This window comes from uncultured Flavobacterium sp., from assembly GCF_963975005.1.
Taxonomy (GTDB): domain Bacteria; phylum Bacteroidota; class Bacteroidia; order Flavobacteriales; family Flavobacteriaceae; genus Flavobacterium.
In genome coordinates, this window is sequence record NZ_CAXBFR010000010.1 from 21,452 (window position 1) to 41,930 (window position 20,479).

Here is a 20,479-nt window from a genome sequence, read left to right on the forward strand (position 1 = left end):
ATAAAAAATGAAAAAATCAATATTTTTTAAAAGTTTAATTGTTCTATTTACAATTGTTTCTTTTATTTCTTGTGAAACGGAACCTTTAGATCCAGCTATCGATTTAACAGCTTTAAACCCAAACAACCCTAATAATCCAAACAATCCAGTTGGATCATTTACAGCAAAAATTGACGGTCAATTATGGACAGCTCAGTCTACAGCTGCACTTATTGGAGGTAATTTAATGGCTATAAATGCAACTATTGGAGGAGACACTGGTGAAAGTTTTTCTTTCTTAATTGATGGAGTAGCTACAGGAACTTATCCTGCAAATGAAAATATATTAACATACTCTCCTGCTGGAACTGATTTTGGATGGTCTTCATTAAATTTTAATAATCCTACAGAAAATACAGGTTCAATAACTATTACTTCTATAAATACTGTAAATAAAACTATTTCTGGGACATTTTCTTTTAAAGGATATTGGTCAGATGATACTCCTAATATTGCTCCAAAAAACATTACCGAAGGTGTTTTTACAAACATTACATATGAAGATTATTTGGATACAAACAACGATACTTTTTTTGCAAAAATTAACGGAACTGAGTTTGTTGAAACTGATATTTTAGCTGTAACAGTTAATGGAGTTATTGGTATTGGAGCTGCTAACACAAATGATCAAAGCATAACCATTGGAGTAGATGAGAATATAACACCTGGTACATATACTATTACAGGTGATATTGCAACTGATATGGTTCAGGCAACCTATAAATTAAATAATACAACTTCTTTAATGTCAAATTCTGGAACGGTTACAATTACTAGTATTACCTTGGATAGAGTAATTGGAACTTTTAGTTTTAATGTAGTAAATGGTTCAACACCTTATGTTATTACTGAAGGAGCATTTGATGTAGAATACTAAATAAGTTAATTCAAAAATTAAGTCCGTCTAAGTTTTATTTAGACGGATTTTTTTATGGCATAAAACTTGACTTTATAAAGTGAAGTACTATAAATTATAAAATTTATGATTTGATATTCAGTTCTTTATGATATGCTCATAGAGAATGATTATTTCATAAACATGAAGTTTAATGACAAAATGACCTAAAATAACTATGTCGAAACAAAAAATATTTTCAATTGACAACTTGTCACTACAAGAAATTCAATCTGATGCAGAATTAATACCATTAATGACTCCAGAAGATGAGGAGGAAATGAATAATGAATCTTTACCAGAAGATTTAGCTATACTTCCTTTGCGTAACACTGTTTTATTTCCAGGTGTTGTAATTCCAATTACAGCAGGAAGAGATAAATCCATCAAACTTTTAAATGATGCTAATGCCAAAGGAAAAATAATTGGAGTAGTATCACAAATAGACGAAGACGTTGAAGAACCAACAGCAAAAGATGTCCATAGAGTAGGAACAGTGGCTCAAATAATGCGAGTTCTAAAAATGCCTGATGGAAATACAACTGTAATCCTTCAAGGGAAAAAACGTTTTGAAATAGATAAATTCACACAAGAAGAACCTTATCTAAGAGCAACAATTAAAGAAGTTGTAGAAAAACGTCCAGACCCAACAGATGACGAATTTAAAACTATTGTTGATTCAATTAAAGAATTGGCAATTGAAATTATAAATGAGAGTCCAAATATTCCTTCGGAAGCTACTTTTGCTATAAAAAACATTGATAGTAATCCTTTTTTAATCAATTTTGTTTCTTCAAACATGAATTTGAATGTTAAGGAAAAACAAGATTTACTCCAAATTGGAGATTTAAAAGAAAGAGCCCTAGAAACGCTTCGTTACATGAATTTAGAGTTGCAAAAATTAGAACTTAAAAATGATATTCAATCAAAAGTAAGAACTGATCTAGACCAGCAACAACGTGAGTATTTCTTGCAACAACAAATGAAAACCATTCAAGAAGAATTAGGTGGCGTTTCGTATGAGCAAGAAATCGAAGAAATGCGTACAAAAGCTAAAACTAAAAAATGGAATAAAGAAGTTGAGAAACATTTTGAAAAAGAACTTTCAAAATTGCAACGAACTAATCCAAATGCTCCAGATTTTGGTATACAACGTAATTATTTAGAATTATATTTAGAATTGCCTTGGGATGAAGTTACCAAGGATAATTTCGACTTAAAAAGAGCACAAAAAATCATTGATAGAGATCATTTTGGACTAGAAGATGTAAAGAAGCGTATTATTGAACACTTAGCGGTTTTAAAGCTTAGAAATGATATGAAATCACCAATTCTATGTCTATATGGACCTCCTGGAGTTGGAAAAACTTCTATTGGTAAATCTGTTGCAGAAGCGCTTGGACGTGAATATGTTCGTATTTCATTAGGTGGTTTGCGCGATGAAGCAGAAATTCGTGGACACAGAAAAACATACATTGGAGCAATGCCTGGTAGGATTATTCAGTCCATCAAGAAAGCAAAAACTTCAAACCCAGTATTTGTATTAGATGAGATTGATAAATTAAGTTCTAGTCACAGTGGTGATCCATCATCAGCTTTGTTAGAAGTATTAGATCCAGAACAAAACAGTGAGTTTCATGATAATTTCCTAGAAATGGGTTATGATCTATCTAAAGTTATGTTTATTGCAACATCAAATAGCTTGTCAACCATTCAACCTGCTTTGAAAGATAGAATGGAAATCATAAAAATGTCGGGCTACACGATTGAAGAAAAAATCGAAATAGCTCACAAACATTTATTACCAAAACAATTAAAAGAACACGGTTTAACCAATAAACATTTAACTATTGGTAAAAGAGAACTTGAAAAAATTGTTGTGGGTTACACAAGAGAATCTGGTGTTCGTGGTTTAGAAAAGAAAATTGCAGAAATGGTAAGAAATGCTGCCAAATCTATAGCAATGGAAGAAGAATATAATGTTAAAGTTACGGCTGAAGATATTATAAGAGTCTTAAAATCACCAAGATTAGAAAGAGATAAATACGAGAATAACGATACTGCTGGTGTTGTAACCGGTTTAGCTTGGACATCAGTAGGAGGAGATATTTTATTTATAGAATCACTTATTTCAAAAGGAAAAGGGGCAATGACCATGACAGGAAACCTTGGAACTGTTATGAAAGAGTCTGTAACTATAGCTTTAGAGTATATAAAAGCAAATGCCGATTTATTAGGTATAAAAGATGAAGTATTAGAGAAATACAATATCCATATACACGTTCCTGAAGGTGCAACTCCAAAAGATGGGCCTAGTGCTGGAATTGCTATGTTAACCTCTATGGTGTCTTCTTATACCCAAAAAAGAGTCAAGAAAAACTTAGCGATGACTGGAGAAATTACTTTACGTGGAAAAGTTTTGCCTGTTGGTGGAATTAAAGAAAAGATTTTAGCCGCAAAAAGAGCAAATATTAAAGAAATCATTTTGTGTAATGAAAACAAACCCGATATTGAAGAAATAAACCAAGAGTATTTAAAAGGGCTAACATTTCATTATGTAGATAAAATGAGCGAAGTAATTGATATAGCCATTTTAGACCAGAAAGTAAAAAATGCTAAGAAATTAGATTAATACTTTTAAAAATAAAAAAGAAGCGTTACAGTGAGAATATTCAAACTGTAACGTTTTTTTATTTAATAGCTAACATTGAAATTTCAATGTTTACATTTTTGGGTAAGCAAGCTACTTGAACAGTTTCTCTAGCTGGAGCGGTTTTTTCATCAAAATAAGTTCCATAGACAGCATTTATTTTAGCAAAATCTCCCATATTCATAATAAAAATACTAGTTTTTATTACATTTTCAAAAGTCATTTCGGCAGCTTCTAAAACCGCTTTCCTGTTTTCCATTACTTGTTTAGTTTCATCTTCTATAGAATCTAAAACCAATTCACCCGTTGACGGATTAATAGCAATTTGTCCAGAAGTATATAAAGTATTTCCAACTAAAACAGCTTGATTATAAGGTCCAATAGGAGCAGGAGCTTTGTCTGTAAATATTATTTTTTTCATTTTATGTTGAATTTGGTTCAGCATCTCAATAAGAATACTGAATTTATTTATATTTATCTTAAAATTCTGTCTGGCACTTTATTTTTGTCCCACTTGATGTCACTAAGCATAGAAGAGCTAATACCAATAAAGAATCCCCAATAGGCATTTGTACCATACGGAACCCAGTTGAAACTCATTCGCCAACTTTCCAAATCTCTTTCAAACCTAAACTGCGTAAAAGTAACTCCGTTTTGTGCAAAATCATATCCTGTAGAAATACCAACTTTCCAACGAGGAGCTAATTCTACATTTCCAGAAACCATTAGTGAATTATTACTAATTTCACTTTGTCTATTGCTGTTGTTATAGGTTATAGAATAAGCAAATTGCAAATCCCACGGTAATTTGGAATTGTAATTTTCTGTTGATTTGTTTTCCTCTTTATCGTCTTTATTCTTATCAAAAAGACTTTGTCTGTTGTCATTTAAATCAGACGATTTTCCAAATAAATCATCAGATCTTCCACCATTTAATTCATTTTGAGATTTAGTTTTGTTTTTTCCATCAGACCCACTACTTGTTAATGAATAATTAATTTGCATATTGGCACTTGTCATTCTAAAAAGAGAACCACCATTATCAATATTAAATGTATTTATTCTAGTTCCACTGTTATCAATAGCATATGGATCTAAATTTGTTCCGAAATTAATATTCATTTTATCTTTCAATAATGTCGTACCACCACTAATAGATAATGGTTGTAAGGCTAATGAATCTGCGGTTATATTATAAGCAGTTGAAAGGTTTAAATTACTAAGCAACATTACTTTTTTGATTTCTTCTTTCCCTGTTTTTTCATCAATTTTTTTAACTTTTGCTTCAAATGAATTTCCTACTCCAAAGCCAATGCTGCTTGATTTGTTTAAACCTGGAGCACCATAAATTCCGTTTTCAAAGCGAGTATATTCTGCCATTGTTGTTCCAGTTGCATCAATAGCATAAGTGTCATAATATTGTTCAAAACTTGGATTGTAATTATAAGAAACAGAAGGACGCATTACGTGTCTAATAGCTTGAATCTTTTTATCTTCTCCAAAATCAAAAGTTCCATAAATAGTTGTTCCTAAACTCGAATTAAAATTATAGGTTCTAAAAGCTCCAAATTCATCTACACGGGATGATACTACTCCATTTTCTGTAGAACTATATGATTTTCTAACTGTGTTAAATACCCATGTTTCGTTAAAACTTGAACTTGCACTTACACTAAAATATTTAAATACTTTAAAGTTAGTACTCAACGGAATAGAATGTTGAAACCCTGCTTTACCATCTTTAAACATTTGAGGTTTAAAAAATAAGGAATCAGAAGTCACTATTTCATTTTTACCATTAAGGTTATATTGTAAATTAATATTTTGAAAAACTCCTTTTTTAGTTCCATTTTTTGGAGCAAATGGATAAATTCTATCAACACTACCTTGAAAAGTTGGTAATGTCATATTAATTTGCTCTGTATTTGTATTTTGAGAATGCGTAGCAGTAACCGAAAGATTTACTTGAGGTAAGGTAGGTATTGTTTTAGAGTATGAGACTGAAGACGATAAGTTGTTGTTTAAAGTAGCTCCAATATTGGATAAGTTTAATGAATTTCTAAAATATTGACTACTAGAAACGTTTACCGATGCTGAAAACCTTGAGTTTGCGGCTGCTTTTTGATCTTGGCTATGACTCCACTGAATATTGTATTGCTTCGATTTTACATAATCCGGAAAACCTCTTTCGCTTTGAATCTGATTTTCATATCGAAGATTGATTCTACCACTAAATTTATAGCGCAAAGCATAACTACTTTCTGCCCGTAAACCATAACTTCCATTAGTGTAATAATCTCCTAATACAGCTAAATCATAGAATTTACTCAAAGCAAAATAATAACCACCATTTTGAAGAAAATAACCTTGTGAATTACTTTGTCCAGGAGCTGGTAATATAAAACCTGAAATGCTTTCTTCAGACATAGGAAAATATGCAAAAGGAACTCCAATTGGTGTAGGAACATCAGCAATTACTAAATTTGTTAAACCGGTGACTACTTTTTTTCCGGGAACAAACTTTATCTTTCGTGCTAAAAAATAGTATTCTGGGTTATCTACATCTTTTGCAGTGGTAAAACGGACATCCTTCATGAAAATAACAGAATCATTTTCTCGTTTTGAAATGGCTGCTTTAAAATTCAGTTCTCCTTGTTTCGATTTAGAATTCCAAATGATAGCTTTTTTAGTTTTTGTGTTAAATCGTATAGAATCAGGCTCAATTAAATTTGCACCTTGTTTAAAGGAAGGATATTGAGTATAATTTCCAACACTATCTTTTAAACGGCCAGCATTAACTTCATTAGTCTCATAATTTAGTACAATAATTCCTGCTTTTAATTCGATATCTTTGTAGTAAAGTTCTGCTTCATCATATAAAGTCATTTCTTTTTTTCGTTGATTAATCTTTTCGTAGCCTTTGGCTTTTCGGTTTACAATACCTTCAAGGATTGCTTTCTTTTTCTTAGTCGAATCTACTTTTGTAGTATCTTTAATTGTTAATAACTCATTGGCATTAACTTGTAAAGTCTCTTTTGTAGTAATCTCTTGCGAAAATGACGCAGTCGTTCCAATTGTTAGGAAAATGGAAAAAAAAACGATATGGATAGTCTTTAAATACAATGCTTTTGTGCTATTTTTGTATAATTGTGGCTTAGTTTTTGAAGGGTCAAACTTACATATATTTTTTTTAAAAATTATAGTGTTAGTAAAATTATAACATTCAATATTTTCAAATTATGAAAATTACATATACTAAATCTTTTTTTTCAGTTGTTTTCCTATTTTTTGTTTGCATAAGTTATGCCCAAAATACAAAATTTAAAGTTGTTTTAGATGCAGGTCATGGAGGAAAAGATTATGGTGCAACTTATCATGGTAATGTAGAAAAAAACATTGCCCTAAAAACTGTTTTAAGAGTTGGTGAGATCTTAGAAAAAGATCCTAATATTACAGTTGTTTATACAAGAAATAAAGACGTTTTTGTTGAACTAGACGATAGAGCTACTATTGCTAACAAATCAAAAGCAAATATTTTTGTTTCAATGCATTGCAATGCTAATGCTAATATTTCTGCTGCTGGAAATGAGACGTATGTAATGGGTATAACTAGAAATGCTTCTAATTTAGAAGTTGCAAAGAAAGAAAACTCTGTTGTAACCTTAGAAGATGATTATGAAATAAAATATGAAGGTTTTGATCCAAATTCACCTGAATCTGTAATCGGAATTTCTATTTTACAAGAAGAATATCGTGAATTAAGTGTTGAATTAGCCGCTAAAGTACAACAAGCTTTTACAAAAAAAACTACATTTAGAAACAGAGGCGTAAAGGAAGCAGGCTTTCTTGTACTAAGAAAAATAACCATGCCTAGAGTTTTAATTGAAATGGGTTTCGTTTCTAATAAAGAAGAAGGAGCTTTTTTAAATTCTGATAGTGGTCAAGGTAAATTAGCAGAAGCTATTGCTAATTCAATTTTAGACTATAAAAAAGAATACTTTATTTCATCTTTAAATACTGCTGATAAAAATAAAACACAAGAAAAGGAAGAAGAAAAGCCAAAAGAGATTATTGTCAAAAAAGAAGAATCAAAAGTTGTACGCTCGGACTCAAATAATGATATTGTTTTTAAAGTTCAAATATCGGCAAGTAGTAGAAATTTAGAAACATCTCCTTCAAATTTTAAGGGACTAAAAAATGTTACCAAAGAAAAAGGTGCTGTTATTTATAAATATTTTTATGAAGAAGCAAAATCATACGATGAAGCTAAAAAAAACTTAGAAGTAGCTAAAGAAAAAGGATTTGATTCTGCTTTTATAGTTGCCTTTAAAAATGGAGAAAAAATAAATATTTCAGAAGCCCTAAAATAAACTTGGCTTTATAGTTTATAAATAATAAATTTGCTAAAAAAGAAACATTGAAACTATCAAGAGAAATTAAAACAGCCATATTAGTTATTTCCTCTATATTATTATTTATATGGGGTTATAGTTTTTTAAAAGGAAAAGATTTATTTGTCAATTATAAAACGTTATATATTAAATACGATAATGTTGAAGGTTTAGAAACGTCTTCTATGGTTTCTATTAACGGAAAAACAGTTGGAAAAGTTATCGCTATTAATTTAGATAAAAACTGGAAATCTATTGTGGAAATCCAGATTGATGGGGACTATGATATTGCAAAATCTAGTATTGCTCAAATATATGCTCCAAGTCCTATTGGTGGCAAGCAAATTGCAATTTTACCGGGTGAAGGAACTCCTACAGTAGAAGATGGAGATTTTTTACAATCTTCTTCAAAATTGGGATTGACTGAAGAATTATCTTCACAATTAATTCCATTAAAAAACAAAATTGATGTTCTTTTAGATAATGCTAACAAGATGTTAGTTAACATGAATCAATTATTAGATGTAACAACTCAAGCAAATCTTAAAAGTAGTATTTCTGAATTAAATAAAACACTGATTGAATTTAGTCAAATGTCAAAATCGGCTAATCAAATGTTAGCAGAAAATAAAAGCAAACTAAGTTCTACACTTACCAATTTTGATAAAACTTCTTCAAATTTTGCAGCCATGTCAGATTCTTTAGCGAAAGCTAATTTAGGACAAACTGTTAAAAACCTAGAAAAAACACTTTCCTCAGTTGATAAAATAATGTCAGATGTTGAATCAGGTAAAGGAACAATGGGTAAATTGATGAAGGACGATAAAATGTACACTAATTTTACGAATGCTTCAAAAGAGTTAGAACTGTTGTTAGAAGATTTACGATTACACCCAACGCGATATATTAATGTTTCTGTTTTTGGAAAGAAAAACAAACCATACGTAGCACCAATAGAAGAAGAATTAACTAAAGAGTAAACATCATTTAAAATGAATTATATAGACAATATTTTATTTGCAATTATTTTATGTATTGGAATTGGTTATTTTGCAATGAATGTAAAAAAACTAGTTCGCAACATAAAACTAGGTAACGATGTAAACCGAAAAGATAATCCGTCAGCTCGTTGGAAAAATATGGCTATGATTGCTCTAGGTCAGTCAAAAATGATTAAAAGACCAATTGCAGGTTTTCTTCATGTTATTGTTTATGCGGGTTTTATTATTATTAACCTTGAAGTTTTAGAAATTGTAATTGATGGTTTATTTGGAACGCATCGAATATTTTCTTTTTTAGGAGGTTTGTACGGTTTCCTAATTGGTTCCTTTGAAATTTTGGCTTTACTTGTTTTAGTAGCAGTAATTATTTTCTGGGCAAGAAGAAATGTGATCAAATTAAAGCGTTTTTGGAATTCAGAAATGAAAGGTTGGCCTAAGAATGACGGAAATATTATTCTTTATTTTGAAATAGTCTTAATGACATTATTTCTTGTGATGAATGCAACAGATACCCATTTTCAAGCTAATAATTCAGGAAATGTAATTTCTCAATTTATAGCTCCATTATTTTCAAATTTTTCAGAATCTACATTACATATTATTGAAAGAACGGCTTGGTGGATACATATTTCAGGAATTTTAGTGTTCTTAAATTACTTATATTTCTCTAAACATTTACACATTTTGCTTGCTTTTCCAAACACTTACTTTTCTGATTTAAATCCAAAAGGGGAATTAGATAATTTAGAAAGTGTAACAAATGAAGTTAAATTAATGATGGATCCAACAGCTGATCCTTATGCTGCACCGGCTAATCCGGATGCTGTTCCAGCTAAATTTGGAGCAAGTGATGTAGAAGATTTAAACTGGGTTCAGTTACTTAATGCATACACTTGTACAGAATGTGGTCGTTGTACTTCAGTTTGTCCAGCCAATCAAACTGGAAAAAAATTATCTCCACGTAAGATAATGATGGACACAAGAGATAGATTAGAAGAAGTTGGTAAGAATATTGATGCAAATAAAGGTGTTTTTGTTCCCGATAACAAATCGTTATTAAACGATTATATCACTGCTGAAGAACTTTGGGCTTGTACGTCATGTAATGCTTGTGTAGAAGAATGTCCCGTAAATATTAATCCTTTATCAATTATTATTGATATGAGAAGATACTTGGTAATGGAGCAAAGTGCTGCTCCTATGTCATTAAATGCAATGATGTCAAACATTGAAAATAATGGTGCACCATGGCAATATAATCAACAAGACAGGTTAAACTGGAAAGACGAAAACTAAAAACTAACAATATTTTCATAAACGTGAGCCTTGGAAATGTTAATATAAATTTGAAATAATTAATTAACAAAAAATGAAATCAGAAGAAATCGACAAGAATTTAAAAGAATTAACTATTAATGGTGAAAAATTAAGCCCAGTTTTAGCAGACGGAATTAAAAATTACTTAATTGATATAGACGGAACTATCTGCGATGATATTCCAAATGAAGAACCAGAAAGAATGGCAACAGCAGCTGTTTATCCTGATGCTTTAAAAACATTGAATAATTGGTTTGATGAAGGTCATATTATTTTCTTTTTCACATCACGTACAGAAGCTCACAGAGAAGTTACAGAAGAATGGTTAAAAAAATATGGTTTCAAATATCATGGTATGTTAATGGGTAAACCTCGTGGAGGAAATTACCATTGGATTGACAACCACTTAGTTAAAGCAACTAGATATAGAGGTAAATTTACCGATTTAGTAGATAAAGAAGTTACGATTCAAGTTTTTGATGACGAACATCACGAATAGTTTATAGTCGAAAGTCTTAAAAAAAATAAAGTTGAAAGTCGTAATATTTAACAATTAAACGATTAAACCTATAAAATAATATGTCAGAAAATATAGTAGTACCAACAATGGCAGAAATGCTTGCTCAAGGCAAACAACCAGAAGTTTTATTTTGGGTGGGTTGTTCTGGAAGTTTTGATGATAGAGCCAAAAAAATAACTAAAGCATTTGTTCGAATTTTAAATCGTGCTAATGTTAATTTCGCTGTTTTAGGAACTGAGGAAAGTTGTACTGGTGATCCAGCAAAACGTGCCGGAAATGAATTTTTGTTTCAAATGCAAGCCATGATGAACATTGAAGTTTTAAATGGTTATGAAGTTGGAAAAATAGTAACGGCTTGCCCACATTGTTTTAATACCATTAAAAATGAATATCCAGAATTAGGTGGAAAATACGATGTTATGCATCATACAGAATTTCTAAAATCATTATTAGATGATGGAAGATTAACTATTGAAGGTGGACAATTTAAAGGAAAACGAATTACTTTTCATGACCCATGTTATTTAGGTAGAGCAAATAACGTTTATGAAGCTCCTAGAGAATTAATTCAAAAATTAGATGCAGAACTAGTCGAAATGAAACGTTCTCGTGCCAATGGCCTTTGTTGTGGTGCTGGTGGAGCACAAATGTTCAAAGACGCTGAACCAGGAAACAAAGAAATAAACATAGAACGTACAGAAGACGCAATGGAAACAAAACCAGATATTATTGCAGCCGGTTGTCCTTTTTGTAATACAATGATGACTGATGGCGTTAAAATTAAAGAAAAAGAGGGTTCAGTTAAAGTTATGGATATAGCTGAATTAATCGCAAATGCTCAAGATTTATAATAATTATGAATTTTAGTTATGAATTATTATTAGTAAATCTTTCATAACTCATAACTCATAACTCATAACTAAAAAGAATGTATATTCCTTTCGAAGATTTACCAGGGCACTCCAAAATATGGATTTATCAAGCCAACAGAAAATTGTCTGATGATGAAGTAACAGAAATAACTGAAGCCACAAAAGAATTTGTAGAAAATTGGGCTGCACATGGAACTTCACTTGAAGCTTCTTTTATAATGAAATATAATCGCTTTGTTATTTTAGCCGTAAATCAAGATTTTCATGCTGCAACTGGTTGTTCTATTGATAGTTCTGTTCAGTTTATTCAAAATCTAGAAGCTAAGTATGAAATTGATTTGTTAGATAAAATGAATGTAACCTATAAAACAGGTGAATTTATTGCTTTTAAAACCCTTATTGAGTTTAAACAATTAGCTAAAAGTAAATCCGTTTCAGAAAATACTATTGTATTCAATAATTTAGTCAATACAATAGAAGAATGGCAAGATTTTTGGGAAGTACCCGCTAATGAGAGTTGGCACAGTAGATTTTTCTAAAAAAAAAATACTTATACAATCATCATTATCCTTTAATTAATGATGATTTTTAATTTATAACTATGTTAAAATATAATTTAGTCCTTTTATTTATTCTAGTTTCACTTTTTAATTATAATAGACCTATTAATTTTTCTGATAAAGATAAAATGGAGGTTAAAGATATTTATGAAGAACAACGCTGGATTGATAGTGTCTATAAAAAAATGTCTTTTGATGAAAAAGTAGGACAATTATTTATGGTTGCTGCCTATTCAAACAAAGATGAAGCTCATTATAGAAGCATAGATAAATTAGTTACTGATTATAAAATTGGAGGTTTAATATTTTTTCAAGGTGGTCCAGTTCGTCAAGCTACATTAACTAATAGGTACCAAAGCAAATCAAAACTACCAATGATGGTCGGTATTGACGCTGAATGGGGTTTGAGTATGCGCTTAGACTCTACATATAAATATCCTTGGAATATGACACTTGGAGCTATTAAAGACAATTCACTTATTGAGAAAATGGGAGAACAAATGGCCGAACAATCTAAACGCTTAGGTATTAACTTTACTTTTTCTCCGGTTGTTGATATTAATACAAATCCAAATAATCCTATTATTGGAAATCGCTCTTTTGGTGAAACTAGAGAAAACGTTGCAGAAAAAGCTTTAGCTTATATGAACGGACTTCAAAATAATGGTATTTTTGCAACAGCAAAGCATTTTCCAGGACATGGAGATACTTCATCTGATTCTCACCATACTTTACCAACAGTAGCTTTTTCTAAAGAGAGAATTGATAGTGTTGAAGTATATCCATACAAAAAACTAATTGAAAAAGGTTTAGCAAGTGTAATGGTTGCGCATTTGAATGTTCCTAGCTTAGAATCTCAACCCAATTTACCGTCATCTCTTTCCAGTAAAGTTGTAACCGATATTTTAAAAAATGATTTAAAATTTGAAGGTTTAATTTTTACAGATGCTTTAAACATGAAAGGGGCAAGTAACTTTAAACAACCTGGAGATATTGATTTAGCTGCTTTTTTAGCTGGAAATGATGTATTGTTATTTTCGGAAGATGTTCCTAAATCTGTGTTGAAATTCAAGGATGCTTTTAAAAAGAAAATACTTACTGAAAAACGTTTGGCTTATTCTGTAAAAAAGATTTTGAAATACAAATTCAAAGCTGGTCTAAAGAATTACAAACCTATTGCGTTAGAAAATTTATATGAAGATTTAAATAAACCTGAATATGATGCTTTAAACAAAAAACTATTTGAAAATGCTATTACCACGGTAAAAAATGAAGGTGATATTATTCCAATAACATCATTAAAAATTGAAAAAATTGCTTACGTGAAAATTGGTGATGATTCAAATGAAGCATTTATAACATCTTTAAACGAATATACTCAAGTTGATGAAATTACTGGAAATTCAATTGAGGCTATTCTATCAAAATTGCAAGATTATACCAAAGTGATTATTGGTTTTCATAAAGTAGATAATATCTGGAAAAAAAATAATCCAACAAGTGAAGAGGTTCGTTGGATTAACTCAATTTCAAAGCAAAAGAAAACTATTTTAACTTTTTTCACAAGACCTTATTCTTTGCCTTCAACCATTGACTATACAACGCTTGATGGAGTTATTATGGCGTATCAAAACAATAATTTTACACAGAAAATTGTTTCAGAGATTATTTTTGGTTCAACAAGTTCTAAAGGTAAATTGCCGGTTTCAATCAATGATAGTTTCCTTGTCAATACGGGGTTTGACACCAAAGAAATCAAACGTTTAGGATTTGATAGTCCAGAAAATGTAGGCATGGATGGTTCAAAATTAGCCCAAATTGACTCAATAATTAATGGAGCTATAAAAGATAATATGACACCTGGTGCTCAAATTGTTGTAGCTAGGAGAGGAAAAGTTATTTATCAAAAATCCTTTGGAAATCATACTTATAATGATAATATTCCTGTAAAAGATAATGATTTATATGATGTGGCTTCTTTAACTAAAGTGCTTTCAACTTTACCTAATTTAATGCAATTATATGATAAAGGTCAAGTTGCTTTGAGTGATAAACTTGGTGATATGTTACCTGTTTTTAAAGGCTCAAATAAAGAAGACGTTACCTTAATTGATATGTTGACACATCAAGCTCGTTTTCAACCTTGGGAAGCTTTTTATTTAAAAACATTAGACGCTACTAAGCACCCTGATTCAAAATACTATAGAAAAACACCTTCAAAAGAATTTCCTTTTAAAGTTGCAGAAAATCTTTATATTAGAAAAGACTTTAATGATACTATAATTAATACGATTGCTAAAAGTAAATTACGTGCTACTAAAGAATATAAATACAGTGATTTTTCATTCATACTGTTAAAAGAATATTTAGAATTAAAAACGCAAAAAAAATTAGATATTCTTGCTAATGAAAATTTCTATAGTTTAATCGGAATGAATCATACTTCATACAAACCATTAGAAAAGTTTTCTTTGGGACAGATCATTCCAACTGAAGAAGATAATTATTATAGATATCAAACCGTTCAAGGAAATGTTCATGATATGGCAGCAGCTATGCAAGGAGGAGTTTCGGGTCACGCTGGATTATTTTCAAATGCTTTAGATGTAGCTAAAATGATGCAAATGTACTTGCAAAAAGGAGTTTATGGTAACAACAGATTCTTTTCAGAAAAAACAATGAACGCTTTTAATACTTGCTATTATTGTGATGAAGATAATAGAAGAGGCGTTGGATTTGACAAACCGCAATTAGGTAATGCTGGTCCAACTTGTGGATGTGTTTCTATGACAAGTTTTGGTCACACTGGATTTACAGGCACAATGGCTTGGGCTGATCCTGAAAAAGAAATAGTATATGTATTTTTATCAAACAGAACTTATCCAGACTCAAATGCAGCTAATCGTTTGTCTAGAGCTAATATTCGCGAAAATATTCAAAAGATTATTTATGAAAGTATTAGGGATTAATTGTTTCTTCAATGAAAAATGAAATTGAGATAATTCCTTATTCAGATGAATATAAAGAGTTTATAAAGACACTAAATTATGAGTGGTTATTAAAATATTTTCATGTTGAAATTGGAGATGAAATAGCATTGTCAAATCCAAAAGAAGAAATTATTGATAAAGGAGGATTTATATTTTATGCAAAATACAATCAAGTAATTGTTGGAACCGTTTCATTGTTAAAAAAAGACGAAACTACTTACGAACTTGCAAAGATGGCTGTTCGTGATTCGTATCAAAGTTTTGGTATTGGAAAAAAAATAATTGATTTTTGTCTAAAATTTGCTCAAGAACAACAAATAAAAAAAATAATTTTATATTCAAACACAAAATTAGAGTCTGCAATACATTTATATAAAAAATATGGCTTTACCGAAGTTGAATTAGAAAAGGGTCTTTATGAAAGAGCTAATATAAAAATGGAATTTAAATTAAATAAATGACATCAAAAGCCACAACACCAGAACAATATATTCAAGAATTACCGGAAGATAGAGTAGAAGCTATTACTAAATTAAGAAAAGTAATTAATGATAATTTACCAAAAGGTTTCAAAGAAGAAATGAGTTATGGAATGATTGGTTATGTTGTCCCTCACGAAATTTATCCAGCAGGTTATCATTGTACGCCAAGTTTGCCATTGCCTTTTATGAGTTTTGCCTCTCAAAAAAATAGTGTTAATTTCTATCATATGGGAATTTATGCTAAACCTGAATTGCTAAATTGGTTCTCGACTGAATATCCAAAACATTGTAAACTAAAACTAGATATAGGTAAAAGTTGTGTTCGTTTCAAAAAATTAGATCAAATTCCGTTTGAATTAATTGGAGAATTAGTCCGAAAAATGACTGTTGAAGATTTGATAAATTGTTATGAAGCTAACCTAAAACGATAATTTAACAAAGTTTTATTTTCAGTTCTTTTTATTAATGTTAATTTTATAAAAAATAAAACGAAGAATGAAAATTGCTATAGTTTGTTATCCAACCTTTGGTGGTAGTGGTGTTGTTGCAACCGAATTAGGTTTAGAATTAGCCAAAAAAGGTCACGAGATACATTTCATTACATATAGTCAGCCCGTGCGTTTAGCACTTTTAAACAGCAACTTGCATTACCACGAAGTTCACGTCCCAGAATATCCATTGTTTCATTATCAGCCTTATGAATTAGCCTTATCAAGTAAATTAGTTGATATGGTAAAGTTGTATGATATTGATGTTTTGCATGTGCATTATGCTATTCCTCATGCCTATGCAGGATATATGGCTAAGAAAATGTTAGAAGATGAAGGAATACGAATACCAATGATTACAACACTTCACGGAACGGATATTACTTTGGTAGGAAATCATCCTTTTTATAAACCAGCAGTGAGTTTTAGTATAAATAAATCTGATATTGTTACAAGTGTTTCAAGCAGTTTAAGAGATGATACTTATAGACTTTTTGATATAAAAAAAGAAATTGTAGTTATTCCAAACTTTATTGAGCCTAACAAGTCATCTTCTGATGAAGTTAAAAAATGCGATAGAGGTATGATGGCTTCTGAAAATGAAAAAATCATTACACATATTTCAAATTTTAGAAAAGTAAAACGAATTGATGATGTTGTAAAGATTTTTTATAACATTCAAAAAGAAATTCCATCAAAAATGATGATGGTAGGAGAAGGTCCAGAAAAGCAAATGGCAGAAGATTTGTGTTATTCTTTAGGTATTCAAGACAAGGTAATCTTTTTTGGAAATAGTTCTGAAATCGATAAAATTTTATGTTATTCAGATTTGTTTTTATTGCCTTCAGAAACCGAAAGTTTTGGGTTAGCAGCTTTAGAAGCAATGGCTTGTGGAGTTCCTGTAATATCTAGTAATTCTGGAGGTTTACCCGAAGTTAATATTGAAGGTTATTCGGGATATTTAAGTGATGTTGGAGATATTGAAGCCATGAGTAAAAATGCCGTTTCTATCTTAAAAGATGATAATAAACTTAAAATATTTAAGAAAAATGCAAAAGAAGTTGCCTCACGATTTGATATTTTAAACATAGTTCCTATGTACGAAAAAGTATATAAGGAAGCCATTGAAAAATATAAAGAAAAAGTATAGTTATAAAAAAAGCCACTCGTCGAGTGGCTTTTTTTTATGATATTAATTAAAATTAATTAAATCTATATCTTATTCCCAAAGCGATGTCTGGTCCAAAATTATCTTCTCTATAATTATCAGAGTTAAAATAAATTTCTGGTCTAATATCTAATGATAATTGAATTGGAGCTTCGCTAAAGTTATATTCGATACCTAAATCTCCAGCTACAAATAAAATGGTTCCGTTGTCTTTATATCTATCGTTACCAATTTTTCTATCATAACTCCAGCTACCAATTCCTCCACCAACACCAGCATACCAATTAAATCCACCTTCAATATTCCAAACCCATTGGTATATCCCAGTTAATTTAAAAGCATCATAATCATTACTGTTTCTAAATCCTAAGTCTAATTCTAAACGATTGTTATCGGATAGACCTCTTTGGTAAGATATTTCACCACCAAAACCATCGTTATCACCTAATCTAAGACCTAATGCATTTTTAGAAATGTCTTGAGCTTTGGCACTAAAAGCTATTCCAAATAGCATAATTGCAGATAAAAGTACTTTTTTCATATTATTAATAAAGTTTAAAATTTATAATACAAATGTAAATGAAAAATTGAAATTAAGATTATATAATTTCATGGCAACTTTTCATAATTAACATATTTATATTTTAATTAATTTACCTGATATACATCCAAAAACTCTTCTTGTGTTTGGCTTCCAGTTTGAGGAATTGGTAATTGATATCCTGCAGGCAAAGTACTTAATGTATAATTAATATTAGTTAGGTTATATACCATTCCTATGTTTTTACTATAATATTGAGTAGATACTAAAACATCTTGGGCAGGCATTACTGTTATCGGTAAGCCAAAGTCAGCTGTAATTCTAAGATTTAAAATTACTTTAGTTTTTGTTATATCTGAATAATTATTTCCACTAGAAGCTAATGAGTTTTGTGAACCATCAGCAACTGATCTAAGTGAATAATAGAATGTCAATGGAGTACTGTTAAAGTCTTGAGTGAATGAACCAGTTGTTGAGCTAAGTTCTTCACCAATTGAAGCATTTTCTTTTAAAACAATAAAATCTGAAACTGAAAATGTTAAAGCAGCAGGTAAACCAGCGCTAAAGTTTACTGATCCTGAAATTCTCATTTTGTTTCCATCAATACGTAATCCATTATCTTTCAATGTTCCTGAATAGAAACCATTTGCAATTGTTAATGTTTTTATTTTTTTAAATGTAACAGTATTTATAAGCGTGTCATTACCAACATAAACTGAATCTCTTGCAAAAGAGGCTGGAGTATTTGCTGTTTCATGATTAAAGACATCATAGGTCCAATAATTTCCAGAAATAATAGGTAATGATGTAGCTGGATCTCCATTGTCAGAAGAATCATCTGAACTACAAGATAAAATAAAAATAGACAGTCCTAAAAGAAGAAATAATTTTGATTTCATTATATTTATTTTTTGCTAATATAATTAAAAATTAGTTCCTAGAGTAAGGATGACCAATTACTACTATTATTTTTTTACTTTTGTTTATAAATAACATAATTATGTCGGGAAATACTTTTGGAAAACTATTTAAGCTAACCACTTTTGGAGAATCTCATGGCGAAGCGCTTGGCGGAATTATTGATGGATGTCCTGCAGGAATAGAACTTGACTTTGAGGCTATACGAATAGAGATGCAGCGAAGAAAGCCAGGACAATCAGCAATTGTTACACAAAGAAAAGAAGAAGATGATGTGCAATTTTTATCTGGAATCTTTGAAGGAAAAACTACCGGAACACCAATTGGTTTTATAATTCCTAATACCAATCAAAAATCAAATGATTATTCAGAGATAAAAGATACTTATCGTCCGAGTCATGCTGATTATGTTTATGAAAAAAAATATGGCATTCGAGATTATCGCGGTGGTGGAAGAAGTTCAGCCAGAGAAACGGCAAGTAGAGTAGTTGGTGGTGCCATTGCAAAACAAATTATACCTGAAATTAAGATTACAGCTTTTGTCTCTTCAGTAGGAGAAATTTTTATTGATAAACCATATCAAGAATTAGATTTTTCTAAAATTGAAAATAATGCTGTTCGTTGTCCGGATGAAGCTACGGCTTTAAAAATGGAAAATTTTATCAAGGAAATAAAAAAACAAGGTGATACAGTTGGTGGAACAATTATGTGTGTTATTCAAAATGTGCCAATTGGTCTTGGTGAACCTGTTTTTGATAAGTTACACGCTGATTTAGGAAAAGCCATGCTATCTATTAATGCAGTAAAAGGTTTTGAATTTGGAAGCGGTTTTTGTGGTGCAAAAATGAAAGGTAGCGAACACAACGATTTATATAACGAAGACGAAACTACAAAAACCAATCTCTCAGGAGGAATTCAAGGAGGAATTAGTAATGGAATGGATATTTATTTTCGAATTGCTTTTAAACCCGTTGCAACATTAATCCAAAAACAAGAAGTATTGACTAATTCAAATGAAATAATTGAACTACAAGGAAAAGGAAGACATGACCCTTGTGTATTACCAAGAGCAGTGCCTATTGTTGAAGCTATGGCAGCTTTAGTGATAGCTGATAACTTTTTGTTAAATAAAGTTTACAATTAAAGAAAAAAGAAAACGACTCCTACTAGTCGTTTTCTTTTTTCTTTTTATCTGTATTCATCAATAAGAAAACTACACCTACTAATCCTAAAATAACTAGGGTAAAGATTACTACCATTATAAATGCTCCATTTCCCCAATTAACAAGTGGCAAAGCTAAATTTCTCATTTTTTAAGTTTTAATTGATTATTGGGACAAAAATAATTATTTAACATTTGTTTAAATATGATAAATATCATAACTGTTAAAAAAATGATAATTGATAATTCTTACATTTCTTTTTAATATATTTACACTATATAAATTTAAATAAAACTACACTATGATGAAAAAATTACTTTATTTACTATTGATTGTGCCATTTATTTCTAATGCACAATTTTGGACGGAGAAAGCTACTACTTTTGCAACTGCTAGTAGAGGTATAAGTGGTATTTCTATTGTTGATGCTAATAACGTTTGGGTTAAAGCTTACGATGGTTCTGGAGCAGCAGTTACAACTATT

General features: G+C 30.2%; 18 protein-coding genes and 1 pseudogene. 14 read left to right on the forward strand and 5 right to left on the reverse strand.

What is annotated here, in order from left to right; genetic code table 11:
* Nucleotides 1-7 precede the first annotated feature (7 nt).
* Both AACZ53_RS02395 and lon read left to right on the forward strand, forming a co-directional pair.
* Nucleotides 8-916, forward strand: coding sequence for a DUF6252 family protein (locus AACZ53_RS02395; protein ID WP_339834343.1), 909 nt, complete (start codon nt 8-10; stop codon nt 914-916).
* 196 nt (nt 917-1,112) lie between these two features.
* Nucleotides 1,113-3,566, forward strand: coding sequence for an endopeptidase La (gene lon, locus AACZ53_RS02400; RefSeq protein WP_339834345.1), 2,454 nt, complete (start codon nt 1,113-1,115; stop codon nt 3,564-3,566).
* A 58-nt stretch (nt 3,567-3,624) separates the two neighbouring features.
* Here the strand turns inward: lon and AACZ53_RS02405 are convergent, their stop codons facing one another.
* The gene (locus AACZ53_RS02405; RefSeq protein WP_339834347.1) at nt 3,625-4,005 is read right to left on the reverse strand and encodes a RidA family protein; all 381 of its coding nucleotides are present in this window, start codon (nt 4,003-4,005) and stop codon (nt 3,625-3,627) included.
* Nucleotides 4,006-4,058: 53 nt separating this feature from the next.
* Nucleotides 4,059-6,707: a putative LPS assembly protein LptD gene (locus AACZ53_RS02410; protein ID WP_339834348.1), complete on the reverse strand. Its 2,649-nt coding sequence runs from the start codon at nt 6,705-6,707 to the stop codon at nt 4,059-4,061.
* Between the two features lie 116 nt (nt 6,708-6,823).
* On the opposite strand from AACZ53_RS02410, the gene AACZ53_RS02415 reads away from it, so the two are divergent.
* The 10 genes from AACZ53_RS02415 to bshA all read left to right on the forward strand — a co-directional run bounded on the left by AACZ53_RS02415 (nt 6,824) and on the right by bshA (nt 17,355).
* The gene (locus AACZ53_RS02415; RefSeq protein ID WP_339834350.1) at nt 6,824-7,954 is read left to right on the forward strand and encodes an N-acetylmuramoyl-L-alanine amidase; all 1,131 of its coding nucleotides are present in this window, start codon (nt 6,824-6,826) and stop codon (nt 7,952-7,954) included.
* Between the two features lie 47 nt (nt 7,955-8,001).
* The gene (locus AACZ53_RS02420; RefSeq protein ID WP_339834352.1) at nt 8,002-8,955 is read left to right on the forward strand and encodes an MlaD family protein; all 954 of its coding nucleotides are present in this window, start codon (nt 8,002-8,004) and stop codon (nt 8,953-8,955) included.
* A 12-nt stretch (nt 8,956-8,967) separates the two neighbouring features.
* A complete protein-coding gene (locus AACZ53_RS02425; protein WP_339834354.1) occupies nt 8,968-10,272 on the forward strand; it encodes a (Fe-S)-binding protein in 1,305 nt (434 codons plus the stop codon).
* Between the two features lie 73 nt (nt 10,273-10,345).
* On the forward strand, nt 10,346-10,792 hold the full coding sequence (locus AACZ53_RS02430) for an HAD family acid phosphatase (protein ID WP_339834356.1): 447 nt from the start codon (nt 10,346-10,348) through the stop codon (nt 10,790-10,792).
* A gap of 80 nt (nt 10,793-10,872) precedes the next feature.
* Entirely contained in the window at nt 10,873-11,664 is a 792-nt protein-coding gene (locus tag AACZ53_RS02435; RefSeq protein ID WP_339834359.1) for a (Fe-S)-binding protein, read from the forward strand.
* 77 nt (nt 11,665-11,741) lie between these two features.
* Nucleotides 11,742-12,224: an ABC transporter ATPase gene (locus AACZ53_RS02440; RefSeq protein WP_339834361.1), complete on the forward strand. Its 483-nt coding sequence runs from the start codon at nt 11,742-11,744 to the stop codon at nt 12,222-12,224.
* Nucleotides 12,225-12,286: 62 nt separating this feature from the next.
* The gene (locus AACZ53_RS02445; protein WP_339834363.1) at nt 12,287-15,214 is read left to right on the forward strand and encodes a glycoside hydrolase family 3 N-terminal domain-containing protein; all 2,928 of its coding nucleotides are present in this window, start codon (nt 12,287-12,289) and stop codon (nt 15,212-15,214) included.
* A gap of 11 nt (nt 15,215-15,225) precedes the next feature.
* Complete coding sequence (locus AACZ53_RS02450) at nt 15,226-15,696, forward strand: GNAT family N-acetyltransferase (protein WP_339834365.1); 471 nt, start codon at nt 15,226-15,228, stop codon at nt 15,694-15,696.
* Nucleotides 15,693-16,148 carry a DUF1801 domain-containing protein gene (locus tag AACZ53_RS02455; protein WP_339834367.1) on the forward strand — a complete coding sequence of 152 codons (456 nt, stop codon included), beginning with the start codon at nt 15,693-15,695 and terminating at the stop codon, nt 16,146-16,148. Before AACZ53_RS02450 ends, AACZ53_RS02455 begins: the two co-directional genes overlap by 4 nt.
* Nucleotides 16,149-16,212: 64 nt before the next feature.
* Entirely contained in the window at nt 16,213-17,355 is a 1,143-nt protein-coding gene (bshA, locus tag AACZ53_RS02460; protein WP_339834369.1) for an N-acetyl-alpha-D-glucosaminyl L-malate synthase BshA, read from the forward strand.
* Nucleotides 17,356-17,407: 52 nt separating this feature from the next.
* On the opposite strand, the gene AACZ53_RS02465 is transcribed toward bshA, so the two are convergent.
* Both AACZ53_RS02465 and AACZ53_RS02470 read right to left on the reverse strand, forming a co-directional pair.
* Nucleotides 17,408-17,914 (reverse strand): hypothetical protein, encoded by a 507-nt coding sequence (locus tag AACZ53_RS02465; RefSeq protein ID WP_339834371.1) that lies wholly within the window; start codon nt 17,912-17,914, stop codon nt 17,408-17,410.
* A 107-nt stretch (nt 17,915-18,021) separates the two neighbouring features.
* Nucleotides 18,022-18,813, reverse strand: coding sequence for a hypothetical protein (locus tag AACZ53_RS02470; RefSeq protein ID WP_339834374.1), 792 nt, complete (start codon nt 18,811-18,813; stop codon nt 18,022-18,024).
* A 101-nt stretch (nt 18,814-18,914) separates the two neighbouring features.
* Here AACZ53_RS02470 and aroC point away from each other — a divergent pair, with 101 nt between their 5' ends.
* Nucleotides 18,915-19,976 (forward strand): chorismate synthase, encoded by a 1,062-nt coding sequence (gene aroC, locus AACZ53_RS02475; protein WP_339834376.1) that lies wholly within the window; start codon nt 18,915-18,917, stop codon nt 19,974-19,976.
* A 22-nt stretch (nt 19,977-19,998) separates the two neighbouring features.
* Here the strand turns inward: aroC and AACZ53_RS02480 are convergent, their stop codons facing one another.
* The gene (locus tag AACZ53_RS02480) at nt 19,999-20,142 is read right to left on the reverse strand and encodes a hypothetical protein (RefSeq protein WP_339834379.1); all 144 of its coding nucleotides are present in this window, start codon (nt 20,140-20,142) and stop codon (nt 19,999-20,001) included.
* Nucleotides 20,143-20,299: 157 nt separating this feature from the next.
* Here AACZ53_RS02480 and AACZ53_RS02485 point away from each other — a divergent pair.
* Nucleotides 20,300-20,479: pseudogene (locus AACZ53_RS02485) on the forward strand (hypothetical protein); the annotation flags it as partial.

Coding starts and splice junctions, on each gene's coding strand:
- AACZ53_RS02395 (WP_339834343.1), top strand. CDS start 8: ATGAAAAAATCAATATTTTTTAAAAGTTTAATTGTTCTATTTACAATT.
- lon (WP_339834345.1), top strand. CDS start 1,113: ATGTCGAAACAAAAAATATTTTCAATTGACAACTTGTCACTACAAGAA.
- AACZ53_RS02405 (WP_339834347.1), bottom strand. CDS start 4,005: ATGAAAAAAATAATATTTACAGACAAAGCTCCTGCTCCTATTGGACCT.
- AACZ53_RS02415 (WP_339834350.1), top strand. CDS start 6,824: ATGAAAATTACATATACTAAATCTTTTTTTTCAGTTGTTTTCCTATTT.
- AACZ53_RS02425 (WP_339834354.1), top strand. CDS start 8,968: ATGAATTATATAGACAATATTTTATTTGCAATTATTTTATGTATTGGA.
- AACZ53_RS02430 (WP_339834356.1), top strand. CDS start 10,346: ATGAAATCAGAAGAAATCGACAAGAATTTAAAAGAATTAACTATTAAT.
- AACZ53_RS02435 (WP_339834359.1), top strand. CDS start 10,873: ATGTCAGAAAATATAGTAGTACCAACAATGGCAGAAATGCTTGCTCAA.
- AACZ53_RS02440 (WP_339834361.1), top strand. CDS start 11,742: ATGTATATTCCTTTCGAAGATTTACCAGGGCACTCCAAAATATGGATT.
- AACZ53_RS02445 (WP_339834363.1), top strand. CDS start 12,287: ATGTTAAAATATAATTTAGTCCTTTTATTTATTCTAGTTTCACTTTTT.
- AACZ53_RS02450 (WP_339834365.1), top strand. CDS start 15,226: ATGAAAAATGAAATTGAGATAATTCCTTATTCAGATGAATATAAAGAG.
- AACZ53_RS02455 (WP_339834367.1), top strand. CDS start 15,693: ATGACATCAAAAGCCACAACACCAGAACAATATATTCAAGAATTACCG.
- bshA (WP_339834369.1), top strand. CDS start 16,213: ATGAAAATTGCTATAGTTTGTTATCCAACCTTTGGTGGTAGTGGTGTT.
- AACZ53_RS02465 (WP_339834371.1), bottom strand. CDS start 17,914: ATGAAAAAAGTACTTTTATCTGCAATTATGCTATTTGGAATAGCTTTT.
- AACZ53_RS02470 (WP_339834374.1), bottom strand. CDS start 18,813: ATGAAATCAAAATTATTTCTTCTTTTAGGACTGTCTATTTTTATTTTA.
- aroC (WP_339834376.1), top strand. CDS start 18,915: ATGTCGGGAAATACTTTTGGAAAACTATTTAAGCTAACCACTTTTGGA.
- AACZ53_RS02480 (WP_339834379.1), bottom strand. CDS start 20,142: ATGAGAAATTTAGCTTTGCCACTTGTTAATTGGGGAAATGGAGCATTT.